At 68.8% G+C, this 10,532-nt stretch carries 11 protein-coding genes and 1 pseudogene; 3 read left to right on the top strand and 9 right to left on the bottom strand.

All coding sequences use genetic code 11. The features are described from left to right. From A5622_RS02055 to ctaD, 7 genes and pseudogenes are all read right to left on the bottom strand, one after another. Positions 1-254 (bottom strand): annotated as a pseudogene (locus A5622_RS02055) (class I SAM-dependent methyltransferase); the annotation flags it as partial. Next, positions 212-1,183, bottom strand: a complete 972-nt coding sequence (locus tag A5622_RS02050) for a class I SAM-dependent methyltransferase (protein ID WP_066876354.1) — start codon at positions 1,181-1,183, stop codon at positions 212-214. The gene A5622_RS02050 and the pseudogene A5622_RS02055, both read right to left, overlap by 43 nt. 10 nt (positions 1,184-1,193) lie before the next feature. Further along, entirely contained in the window at positions 1,194-1,958 is a 765-nt protein-coding gene (locus A5622_RS02045) for an enoyl-CoA hydratase (RefSeq protein ID WP_156752806.1), read from the bottom strand. Beyond that, positions 1,955-2,797 carry an NUDIX hydrolase gene (locus tag A5622_RS02040; RefSeq protein WP_066872084.1) on the bottom strand — a complete coding sequence of 281 codons (843 nt, stop codon included), beginning with the start codon at positions 2,795-2,797 and terminating at the stop codon, positions 1,955-1,957. Before A5622_RS02040 ends, A5622_RS02045 begins: the two co-directional genes overlap by 4 nt. Continuing rightward, positions 2,794-3,621 (bottom strand): ABC transporter ATP-binding protein, encoded by an 828-nt coding sequence (locus tag A5622_RS02035; protein WP_156752807.1) that lies wholly within the window; start codon positions 3,619-3,621, stop codon positions 2,794-2,796. Before A5622_RS02035 ends, A5622_RS02040 begins: the two co-directional genes overlap by 4 nt. A gap of 116 nt (positions 3,622-3,737) precedes the next feature. Beyond that, positions 3,738-4,979: a phosphoserine phosphatase SerB gene (gene serB / locus A5622_RS02030; protein WP_066876349.1), complete on the bottom strand. Its 1,242-nt coding sequence runs from the start codon at positions 4,977-4,979 to the stop codon at positions 3,738-3,740. A 15-nt stretch (positions 4,980-4,994) separates the two neighbouring features. Further along, a complete protein-coding gene (gene ctaD, locus A5622_RS02025; RefSeq protein WP_231997702.1) occupies positions 4,995-6,755 on the bottom strand; it encodes a cytochrome c oxidase subunit I in 1,761 nt (586 codons plus the stop codon). Between the two features lie 177 nt (positions 6,756-6,932). On the opposite strand from ctaD, the gene A5622_RS02020 reads away from it, so the two are divergent. Continuing rightward, positions 6,933-8,027 (top strand): iron-siderophore ABC transporter substrate-binding protein, encoded by a 1,095-nt coding sequence (locus A5622_RS02020; RefSeq protein WP_066876348.1) that lies wholly within the window; start codon positions 6,933-6,935, stop codon positions 8,025-8,027. A gap of 119 nt (positions 8,028-8,146) precedes the next feature. Next, entirely contained in the window at positions 8,147-9,187 is a 1,041-nt protein-coding gene (locus A5622_RS02015; protein WP_066876346.1) for an NAD(P)-dependent alcohol dehydrogenase, read from the top strand. A gap of 22 nt (positions 9,188-9,209) precedes the next feature. Here the strand turns inward: A5622_RS02015 and A5622_RS02010 are convergent, their stop codons facing one another. After that, on the bottom strand, positions 9,210-9,635 hold the full coding sequence (locus tag A5622_RS02010; protein ID WP_066872070.1) for a DUF3349 domain-containing protein: 426 nt from the start codon (positions 9,633-9,635) through the stop codon (positions 9,210-9,212). Between the two features lie 306 nt (positions 9,636-9,941). Between A5622_RS02010 and A5622_RS02005 the strand changes: the two genes are divergently transcribed. After that, the gene (locus A5622_RS02005; protein WP_156752805.1) at positions 9,942-10,202 is read left to right on the top strand and encodes a hypothetical protein; all 261 of its coding nucleotides are present in this window, start codon (positions 9,942-9,944) and stop codon (positions 10,200-10,202) included. Positions 10,203-10,239: 37 nt separating this feature from the next. Here A5622_RS02005 and A5622_RS30415 read toward each other — a convergent pair whose 3' ends face one another. Further along, complete coding sequence (locus A5622_RS30415; RefSeq protein WP_255361666.1) at positions 10,240-10,374, bottom strand: hypothetical protein; 135 nt, start codon at positions 10,372-10,374, stop codon at positions 10,240-10,242. Positions 10,375-10,532: the final 158 nt, after the last annotated feature.

Genomic DNA, 10,532 nt, shown 5'->3' with positions numbered 1-10,532 from the left:
AGGCCGCCGAGTTTGTCCACCGCGCGGCGGCGCAACAGGACCGTCTCCACCAGGATCGCGGCGCGGTCACCGAATCGGGCGCGGGCGGCGGCGACGTCGGCGACCCGGGTGGCGTCGGTCAGCTCGAGCCGGGCGACCTCCGCCAGCGCCGCGGCACCCGCGGCCGACCGCAGGTAGCCGACGTCTTGCGCGCTGAACCGCAGCCCACCACTCAGGAGGGTTTGACCCCGGTCACCATCACGTTGTAGAACCAGCCCTTCGGCACCACACGGCGCCACACGTTGGCGTCCACCCAGCTCAGCGTCTTCCAGCCGTTGAAGGCGAACTTCGCCCAGCCCCAGCCCAGCCGCCCGGGCGGCACCGACGCCTCGAAGGTGCGCACCGGCCAGCCGAACATCGCGGCGGTGAACTCCTCGCTGACGGTCCGCACCTGGGCGGCCCCGGCGTTGGCGGCCATCCGCTCCAGGTCGCCCGGGGTGAAGGTGTGCAGGTCGACGATGGCCTCCAGCGCCGCCGCCCGCGACGATTCGTCGAGCTCGGCCTGCGGGCGCCGCCAGCTGCCCAGGCCGGGCAGCTTGGTGACGTTGGTGGCGATGCGCCAGGTCAGGGTGGACAGCTCGCGGGCGTAGACGTCGCCGGCGCTGGTCGGCTCGCCGGCGAAGACGAACCGGCCGCCCGGGCGCAGCACCCGGATCACCTCGCGCAGCGACAACTCCACATCGGGGATGTGGTGCAGCACCGCGTGGCCGACGACCAGGTCGAAGGTGTTGTCCTCGTACGGGATGCCCTCGGCGTCGGCGACCCGGCCGTCGATGTCGAGGCCCAGCGACTGCCCGTTGCGGGTGGCGACCTTGACCATGCCCGGCGACAGGTCGGTCACCGATCCGCGCCGGGCCACCCCGGACTGGATCAGGTTGAGCAGGAAAAACCCAGTGCCGCAACCCAATTCAAGGGACCGGTCGTAGGGCAGCTCGCGCCGCACCTCGTCCGGCACGATGGCGTCGAAGCGGCCCCGCGCGTAGTCGATGCAGCGCTGGTCATAGGAGATCGACCACTTGTCGTCGTAGGTCTCGGCTTCCCAGTCGTGGTAGAGCACCTGGGCCAGCTTGCTGTCGTGCCGGGCGGCTTCCACCTGCTCGGCGGTGGCGTGGGGCGTCGGAACGGCGTCCGTCGAACTGGTCATGCAGGGCAGCCTAACGGCCGCCCGGATCCGCCCGATCGCCACCGCCCTGACCAGCGGAGAACACCTCGACGTAGCGGCGGCGTTCGGCGGCGAGCCGCTCGGCCAGCCCCAGGTCGAAGACGTCGTTGATCCCGGCCTTGGCGGCGGCCAGCGCGTGCCGCGGCCCGTCGAGAAAACGGCGCGCCCACCCCGCGGCGGCGTCATAGACGTCGTCCGGGGCCACCATTTCGTCGATGAGGCCCAGCGCCAGCGCCTCTTCGGCATCGAAAAACCGGCCGCTGAACACCAGCTCCTTGGCCTTGCTCGCGCCGGCCGCCCGGGTCAGGCGGGTCATCGCATCGCCGCCGGGCACCAGGCCGGCCAGGATTTCGGTCGCGCCGAACTTCACGTTGTCCCCGCTGATCCGCCAGTCGGCGGCCAGGGCCAGCGTGAGGCCGGCGCCCAGCGCGTATCCGGTGATCGCGGCCACCGTCGGCTTGGGGATCGCCGCCACGGCGTCGATCGCCTCTTGGCGCACCCGCGCCACGCTGTCGGCCTCGGCGCCCCGCAGCGTCCGCAGCTCGGGCATGTCGTCGCCGGCGGAGAAGATCTCGTGGCCGCCGAACAGGATCACCACGGCGACGTCGTCGCGCCGCCCCAGTTCCTCGGCGGCCGCGATGACCTCCCGATACACCTGGCGGGTCATCGCGTTCGTCGGGGGCCGCGACAGCAGCAACATGGCCAGCCCGGCGTCTTGGGAGCCGTCGGAGACCACCACGCTGACGAACTCGCTCAATGCCGCCATCCCAGGCCACCCGCTTCCCGCGCCTGGTGGTAGCGGTCGGAGTCGAAGAACTCGAACACCCAGTTGTCGCCCTGGATCTCCAGGTGCGGCTGCACGGGCACGATCTGGCGCTCGACGGCCAGCACCTCCGCAACGGTCCGGCCCGCCAGCGAGTCCAGCTGCGTCCAGGTCGGGGGCAGCAAGAAGCTGCGGCCGGCCGTGAAGTCGTCGATCGCGGCCTCCGGCGTCGTCCAGCCCGCCCGATCGGATTCGGTGTTGTCGCCGTCGGCGCGCTGCCCCCGCGGCAGGGCGCCCACGAAGAAGTAGGTGTCGTAGCGCCGGGTGCGCTCGGCCTCCGGCGTGACCCAGTTGGCCCACGGCCGCAACAGATCCGAGCGCAGCTCCAGGTTCTCCCGGCGCAGGAAGTCCGCGAAGGACAACGTGCCGTCGGCCAGCGCGCGGCGGGCCTGGCCGTAGACCGAGGCGTCGTCGACGATGCTGTTCGGCGCCGAAACGGCCTGGCCCGCCGGCCCGGCAAACAGCACCCCCGACTCCTCGAACGTCTCGCGGGCCGCGGCGCAGACCAGTGCCTCGGCCAGGTCGGGTTCGATGCCGAAGCGCTGGGCCCACCACTGCGGCGGCGGGCCGGCCCACGCGATATCGGCGTTGCGGTCGCGTTCGTCCACACCGCCGCCGGGGAACACCATCGTCCCCGCGGCGAATTCCATTTTCGCGTGCCTGCGCATGAGGAAAACCGCTAGCCCGGTTTGGGAGCCGGCCGGTTCGTCGCGCACCAGCATCACGGTGGCGGCCGGCCGGGCGACCAGTGGGGCTTCGTCGGGTGACGTCATAGCGGCCTCCGGTGGGCTGCGCGGGTCCGGACTCGCCGGGCGAAATAGCGCCCGTCGACGACGTCGAGGGCGATCGCCTGGCCGAACGCGGTGGACAGATTCTCGGCGGTCAGCACGTCGGTCAGCAGGCCCGCGGCGACCACCTCGGCTTCCGAGAGCAGCATGCAGTGACTGAACCCGGGCGGTATCTCCTCGACGTGGTGGGTGACCAGCACCAGCGCGGGCGCGTCGGGGTCGGCGGCCAGGTCGGCCAGCCGGGCAACCAGCTCCTCGCGGCCGCCCAGGTCCAGGCCGGCGGCGGGCTCGTCGAGCAGCAGCAGCTCGGGGTCGGTCATCAGCGCACGCGCGATCAACACCCGCTTGCGCTCGCCCTCAGACAACGTTCCGTAGGTGCGGTCCGCCAGGTGCTCGGCGCCCAGGCTTTCCAGCATGTCGATCGCGCGTTGGTAGTCGACGTCCTCGTAGCGCTCTCGCCACCTGCCCAGCACCGCGTAACCGGCCGAGACGACGAGATCGCGCACCACCTCGTCGGTGGGGATGCGCTGGGCCAGGGCGGAGGAGCTCAGCCCGATCCGGGACCGCAACTCGGTCACGTCGACCCGGCCCAGCCGCTCGCCGAGCACGAAAGCGACGCCGGACGAGGGATGTTCGGCCGCCGCCGCGATCCGCAGCAGCGAGGTCTTGCCCGCCCCGTTGGGCCCGACGATCACCCAGCGTTCGTCGAGTTCGACCGCCCAGTCCAGCGGCCCGACCAAGACGTTGCCGCCACGCTTCAGCGATACCTGCCTGAAATCGAGCAGCAGATCGGGGTCGGCTTCCTCCACCGTCTGGTCGGCTCGACGCTCGGAGTCTCTCGACTCCTCGGGAATCACCTCCGGCTTCCGTTTTCGGGCACCCGACCATCGTGCCGTACCGCGGCGCCCGAATAGCTGCCGGGTCGCTAGGGGCCCGGCGGGATTTCCACCCGCCGGACCTCGCCGTCGATCGCGTCGGCGGCCTCGATTTCGCCGCGGGTCACACCCAACAGGAACAACACGGTGTCCAGGTAGGGGTGACTCAGCGACGCATCCGCGACCTCACGCAGCGCGGGCTTGGCGTTGAACGCGATGCCCATCCCGGCGGCGGCCAGCATGTCGATGTCGTTGGCGCCGTCGCCCACGGCGACGGTCTGCGCCATCGGCACCCCGGCCTGCTGCGCGAAATCCCTTAGGGCCGTAGCCTTTCCGGCCCGGTCGACGATGGGGCCGACCACCCGGCCGGTGAGTTTGCCATCGACGATCTCGAGCTCGTTGGCCGCGACGTAGTCCAGCATCAGCTCGTGCGCCAACGGCTCGATGATGCGCCGGAATCCCCCGGAGACCACGCCGCAGTGATAGCCCAGCCGGCGCAAGGTGCGCAGCGTGGTCCGGGCGCCGGGCATCAGTTCCAGTTGGTCGGCGACCTCGTCGATCACGCTGGCGGGCAGCCCCGCCAGGGTCGCCACCCGCTGCTCGAGCGACTGCGCGAAGTCCAGCTCGCCGCGCATCGCGGCGTCGGTGATCGCGGCGACCTTGCCCTCGGCGCCCGCCCGGGCCGCCAGCATCTCGATCACCTCGCCCTGCACCAGCGTCGAGTCGACGTCGAACACGATGAGCCGCTTGGCCCGTCGTTCCAGGCTGTAGTCCTCGACGGCCACGTCGACCTGTTCCTCGCTGGACACCCGGTTCAGGGCGGTCCGCAGCGCGGCGTCCGCGCCCGGCGGCACCGAGACCCGCAGTTCCAGGCCGATCACCGGATAGTCGGAGACACCGCGGATCAGGTCGATGTTGACGCCGAGGGCGGCCACCTCACGGGCCACCGCGCCGAACGCACTGGCGGTGATGGGCCGGCCGAGCACGAAGATGGTGTGGCTGGAGGGCTCCCGCATGATCGGCACGTCGTCGCTGCGCTCGATGGTCACATCGAGCCCCACGCTGCGGATGGCCGTTTCAACGTCCTCGCGCAACTGCGCGCCGTCGGCGACCTCGGCCGGGCAGCACACCAGCACGCCCAGCGTCAGGCGGTGCCGGATCACCACCTGTTCGACGTTGAGCAACTCGACCCCATGCCGCGACAGCGCCTCGAACAGGGTCGCCGTCACGCCCGGTTGGTCCACGCCGGTGACGGTGATCAGCACCGACACCTTGTTGGGTGGTGCGTTCACTCCGGACAGCCGCCGCTACTGCTCAGGAGTTGAGCGATCGGGTTCGGTTCGTGGGCCGAAGCCCTTCGGTGATTCGAGAGCCGTGGCATGGCGGCCCACGTGGGCCTCGGCGCGCAGCCGCTCCACCATGTGCGGGTAATGCAACTCGAATGCCGGTCGCTCCGAACGGATTCGGGGCAGCTCGGTGAAGTTGTGCCGCGGCGGCGGGCAGCTGGTCGCCCATTCCAGGGAGTTGCCGTAGCCCCACGGGTCGTCGACCGTGACGACCTCGCCGTAACGCCAGCTCTTGAAGACGTTCCAGACGAACGGGAACATCGACGCGCCCAGGATGAAGGCGCCGACCGTCGAGGCGACGTTGTAGGGCTGGAAGCCGTCGCTGGGCAGGTAGTCCGCGTAGCGGCGCGGCATGCCCAGGTCACCCAGCCAGTGCTGCACCAGGAACGTGGTGTGGAACCCGATGAAGGTCAGCCAGAAGTGCAGCTTGCCCAGCCGCTCGTCGAGCAGCCGGCCGGTCATCTTCGGGAACCAGAAGTAGATGCCGGCGTAGGTGGCGAACACGATGGTGCCGAACAGCACGTAGTGGAAGTGCGCGACCACGAAATAGCTGTCGGTGACGTGGAAGTCCAGCGGCGGGCTGGCCAGCATCACGCCGGTCAGACCACCCAACAGGAAGGTGATGAGGAAGCCGACCGAGAACAGCATCGGCGTCTCGAAGGTGATCTGCCCCTTCCACATCGTGCCGATCCAGTTGAAGAACTTGATCCCCGTCGGCACCGCGATCAGATACGTCATGAATGAAAAGAACGGCAGCAGAACGGCTCCGGTGGCGAACATGTGGTGCGCCCACACCGCGACCGACAGGGCGGCGATCGACAGGGTGGCGTACACCAGCGTGGTGTAACCGAACACCGGCTTGCGCGAGAACACCGGGATGATCTCGGTGACGATGCCGAAGAACGGCAACGCGATGATGTACACCTCGGGATGCCCGAAGAACCAGAACAGGTGTTGCCACAACAAAACTCCGCCGTTGGCGGCGTCATAGACGTGGGCGCCCAGATGTCGGTCGGCGGCCAGCCCGAACAGCGCCGCGGTCAGGATCGGGAAGGCGATCAGGATCAGGATCGAGGTCACCAGGATGTTCCAGGTGAAGATCGGCATCCGGAACATCGTCATGCCGGGCGCGCGCATGCACACCACGGTGGTGATCATGTTGACCGCACCCAGGATGGTGCCCAGACCGGCGACGATCAGGCCGGTGATCCACAGGTCTCCCCCGGCGCCGGGTGAGTGCACGGCGTCGGACAGCGGCGTGTAGGCCGTCCAGCCGAAGTCGGCGGCGCCGCCCGGGACGATGAAGCCGGACGCCGCGATCAGCCCGCCGAACAGGAACAGCCAGTACGAGAAGGCGTTCAGCCGCGGAAAGGCCACGTCGGGCGCACCGATCTGCAGCGGCAGCACCAGGTTGGCGAAACCGAACACCACCGGGGTGGCATAGAGCAGCAGCATGATCGTGCCGTGCATGGTGAACAGCTGGTTGAACTGCTCATTCGATAGGAACTGCAGCCCGGGAGCGGCCAGCTCGGTGCGCATCAGCAACGCCATCAGCCCGCCTATGAAGAAGAAGGCGAAGCAGGTGACCGTGTACATGATGCCGATCAACTTGTGATCGGTCGTCGTGATCAGTTTGTAGACGAGGTTCCCTTTGGGGCCCATCCGGTCCGGATACGGACGAACGGCCTCGAGTTGTCCCAAAGGGGGCGCTTCGGCTGTCAACAGCTTCTCCAAACATCCAGATCGGACACTGGCCCAAAAATCGGTATTGAGACGAATCTTAGCCGTCGATCATGACGACGTCAGGGCTGGTCCTACAAACTGTCGTAAACGGCTCACCGGCGCGGCCCGCCCGTCGGCGCGGCCGCGCCGAGCTGGCCGGATGTTAGCGTCTGACGCGTGTTGTTCGGCGTGATCAGACCCGCCCGGCTGACCGCGGCGACGGCGGCGGTCATCCTGGCCTGCGGCGGCTGCGGATCCGACCAGCCCGCCGGGCAGCCGACCCATTCGCTCGTCACGCCCACCACCCAGATCGCCGGCGCCGGCGTGCTCGGAAACGACCGCCGGCCCGACGAGTCATGCGCACGCGATCCCGCCGAGGCCGACCCGGGCCCGGCCAAGCGGCAGGCGCACAACGCGGCGGGCGTCGCCCCGGACATCGTGCAGGTGCCTGCCGATCCCCAGCGCATCGTGGTGCTCTCCGGCGACCAGCTCGACACGCTGTGCGCGCTGGGCCTGCAATCGCGGGTGGTCGGCGCCGCCCTGCCGGACGGCTCGCCGAGCCAGCCCGCCTATCTGGGCGGCGCGGTGCAGGGCGTGCCCGGTGTCGGCAGCCGCTCCCACCCGGACGTGAAGGCGATCGCGGCCGCCCACCCCGATCTGATCCTGGGCTCGCAAGCGTTGACCCCGACGCTGTATCCGCAGCTGGCCCCGATCGCGCCGACGGTGTTCACCGCCGCGCCGGGCGCGGCCTGGCAGGACAACCTGCGCGCCGTCGGAGCCGCCACCGGCCGCGGCGCCGCGGCGGACGGGCTGGTCACCGGCTTCTCGCAGCGGGCGACCGACGTCGGCGCGCGGCACGACGCCTCCCACTATCAGGCGTCGATCGTGCAGCTGACGGCCAGCACCATCCGGGTCTACGGCGCCAACAACTTCCCGGCCAGCGTGCTCGGCGCGGTCGGCGTCGACCGGCCCGCCTCGCAGCGGTTCACCGACAAGCCCTACATCGAGATCGGCGCTTCCGACGCGGACCTGGCGAAGAATCCGGATCTCTCGATCGCCGACGCCGACGTGGTGTACCTGTCCTGCGCCACCCCGGCCGCTGCCGATCGGGCCGCGACGATCCTGGACAGCAACCCGTGGCGCAAGCTGTCGGCCAACCACGACAACCGGGTCTACGTCGTCAACGACGAGATCTGGCAAACCGGCGAGGGCCTGATCGCGGCCCGCGGCATCGTCGACGACCTGCGCCTGGTGAACGCCCCGATCAACTGACCACGACCGGCCGGTACGCACTCGTCGCCATAAGGTGATATTCGCCGCCTCGGATGGCGGAAGAACTTTTACCCTAGCTAAACTTCTTGAAGACGTATCGAATCGAAGAGGGACTTTTCATGAGCACAGTTTCGGCGTACGCGGCCACCTCGCCGACGGCACCGTTGACCAAGACAACCATCGAGCGGCGCGAGCCGGGTCCGCACGACGTGGCGATCGACATCAAGTTCGCCGGAATCTGCCACTCCGACATCCACACGGCCAAAGGCGAATGGGGAACACCGAGTTACCCGCTGGTCGTCGGCCACGAGATCGCCGGCGTCGTGACCGCGGTGGGCTCCGCGGTCACCAAGCACAAGGTGGGCGACCACGTCGGGGTGGGCTGCATGGTGAACTCCTGCGGTCAGTGCCGCAGTTGTCAGGCCGGCCTGGAGCAGTACTGCAGCCGGGGCACGATCTTCACCTACAACGCCACCGACAAGGACGGCACGATCACCCAGGGCGGCTACAGCCAGGCGATCGTCGTCGACGAGAACTTCGTCCTGCACATCCCCGATTCGCTGCCGTTGGACAAGGCGGCGCCGCTGCTGTGCGCGGGCATCACGCTGTTCTCGCCGCTGCGGCACTGGAAGGCCGGCCCGGACACGCGCCTGGCGATCATCGGCCTGGGCGGGCTGGGCCACATGGGTGTCAAGCTCGGGGCGGCGATGGGCGCCGAGGTGACGGTCCTGTCGCAATCGCTGAAGAAGATGGAAGACGGTCTGCGACTCGGCGCCAAGCACTACTACGCCACCGCCGAGCGCGAGACCTTCAAGGAGCTGCGCAACAGCTTCGACCTGATCCTGAACACCGTCTCGGCGAACCTGAACCTCAACGATTATCTCAGTCTGCTCGACGTCGACGGCACGCTCGTTGAATTGGGCATTCCCGAGCACCCCATGGAGGTGGGCGCGTTCTCGCTGGCGCTGGCGCGCCGCAGCCTGTCCGGGTCGAACATCGGCGGCATCGCCGAAACCCAGGAGATGCTGGACTTCTGCGCCGAGCACAACGTGACGCCGGAAATCGAGCTGATCGAGCCCGACTACATCAACGAAGCCTACGAGCGCGTCCTGGCCAGCGACGTGCGCTACCGCTTCGTCATCGACATCTCAAAGCTGTAGGGCGTCGGGAAGCTGACGGGCCCTACAGCGCGACGCCCGGCGCGTTCTCGGAAGCAGCACTGCGCGCGGCGATTTCGGCGGCCTCTCCCCATTCGTCGCCGGGGATGACCTCGCTGACGTCGATGCCGGCCAGCGGCCACCCGACGGCCGCCAGGGTGGACGCCACCCGGATGATGTTTTCCGGCCCGGCGTCGTAGTGCGTCATGTCGGAGATGAAATGGGCGATCTCGTCGCGCTCGATCACGCCGTCGGCGATCGCCGGGGATCCGTCCGCGGTGATGTTGCGCACCACCTCGGCGATCTGCTCCTCGGTCAGCGGGGTGCTGCGCAGCAGCGCCAGCAGCGGCACCCGGTCGGGCCCGGGGACGCCCTCGGGGTAGCCGGCGCGCAGCCAGCGAAGTACCGAACGGCAGAAGTTGGCGGTGGCAGAGGCGGCGGTATTCGTCACCCCACCAGTGTCAGGGCTGTCGTGTCGCCCGCGCCAGCGGGTGAAAAGCGGCGCGCGCACAATTCATACGCCGTTCATTACCCGAACATGTCCGCTACCAAAGCGCGCGGCGGACGGATCCACAGCGGCAGTCACGAAACGAACCATGGCGTCCCTGCGACGGCCGATATGCGAAACTGCGCGGCCGGAGGGGCGATGGCCTTCGGAGCGACGCGACGATTGGGTATGCAGGACTTGTACGAGCAATTGCTGGTTCAGCCGTAATCGTCTGGGAGACAAGTGCAACTCGATGTAATCGCCACCGCAATGACCGCGACGGGCGCGCCGCTGATCGTCTCCGGGATACTCGGGGTCGGCGAGATCGCGGTCGGCGCCTATCAGCACCAGCGGACAAACAGAGTGGCCGGAAACCTCAACATGATTGCCGGGGGCCTGGGACTGCTGGCCACGATCGGCGCGACGACAGGACAGCTCGAAATCGCCCTTCCCGCAGCAATATTGGGCGGCGCAGCTGTCGGCATCAATCTCGTTAACCAGACCCGCCAGCAGCACCGGCAGAGCGCATAGCCGTCGGGCCGCGGGCTCATATCGGCTGGCCGGCGCCTCATTCGCCGGCGGTTGGAGCGTCACTTCCCGTGGATGAGGGCTCCGTGGACTCCACGTCGGAGCCCTCTTCGTCGTCGGTGGCTTGGGGCGGTTGTTCGTCGCCCTCTGGCGGCGGCTGTTCGGCGGTGGTCACGTGGCTCTCCCGTCCAGAAACGATTTCGCGTGCCAGATACCCGGGCGGGCCACGCGGGAAACTGAGCGCTGCGGTCGAACCGGCCAGCAGTCCCGGCCCTCGTCCTCGCGTCGAGGAACGTGCATGCGAACGCCACTGCAGATCTAGCCGACGTGCCG

The sequence above is a fragment of the Mycobacterium sp. 1245801.1 genome, assembly GCF_001673055.1.
Lineage (GTDB): Bacteria > Actinomycetota > Actinomycetes > Mycobacteriales > Mycobacteriaceae > Mycobacterium > Mycobacterium europaeum_A.
The sequence above is the reverse complement of the archived record's forward strand: the minus strand, read 5'-3'. Positions and strand labels throughout refer to the sequence as shown.

Excerpts from the sequence above, each read along its gene's own strand:
- A5622_RS02005 (WP_156752805.1), top strand. The coding sequence starts at position 9,942 with ATGACCGCGACGGGCGCGCCGCTGATCGTCTCCGGGATACTCGGGGTC.
- A5622_RS02015 (WP_066876346.1), top strand. The coding sequence starts at position 8,147 with ATGAGCACAGTTTCGGCGTACGCGGCCACCTCGCCGACGGCACCGTTG.
- A5622_RS02040 (WP_066872084.1), bottom strand. The coding sequence starts at position 2,797 with ATGACGTCACCCGACGAAGCCCCACTGGTCGCCCGGCCGGCCGCCACC.
- A5622_RS02050 (WP_066876354.1), bottom strand. The coding sequence starts at position 1,183 with ATGACCAGTTCGACGGACGCCGTTCCGACGCCCCACGCCACCGCCGAG.